This window comes from Burkholderia stagnalis (genome assembly GCF_902830275.1).
Taxonomy (GTDB): domain Bacteria; phylum Pseudomonadota; class Gammaproteobacteria; order Burkholderiales; family Burkholderiaceae; genus Burkholderia; species Burkholderia stagnalis.
The window spans coordinates 1-254 of record NZ_CADESW010000116.1; the positions used below are offsets into that span (position 1 = coordinate 1).

At 61.8% G+C, this 254-nt stretch carries 1 protein-coding gene; it reads left to right on the plus strand.

Features of this window, described 5'->3' with window-relative positions; genetic code table 11:
- Positions 1-254, plus strand: a 254-nt coding sequence (locus HWY45_RS37265) for a hypothetical protein (protein WP_279607772.1), incomplete at both ends; no start/stop codon positions are given.

Below are 254 nucleotides of genomic sequence, written 5' to 3' on the forward strand. Positions count from 1 at the left end.
GAAGCCGACGTCGACAGCGACGTCACTGTGCTGTTGGTCGTGCTCAACCCCGTCGACAGCGAACCGATGCCGGTCGACGTCGAGGTCGACAGCGACGTGATCGAACTGTTGGCCGACGAAATTCCCGTCGAAGCCGACGTCGACAGCGACGTCACTGTGCTGTTGGTCGTGCTCAACCCCGTCGACAGCGAACCGATGCCGGTCGACGTCGAGGTCGACAGCGACGTGATCGAACTGTTGGCCGACGAAATTCC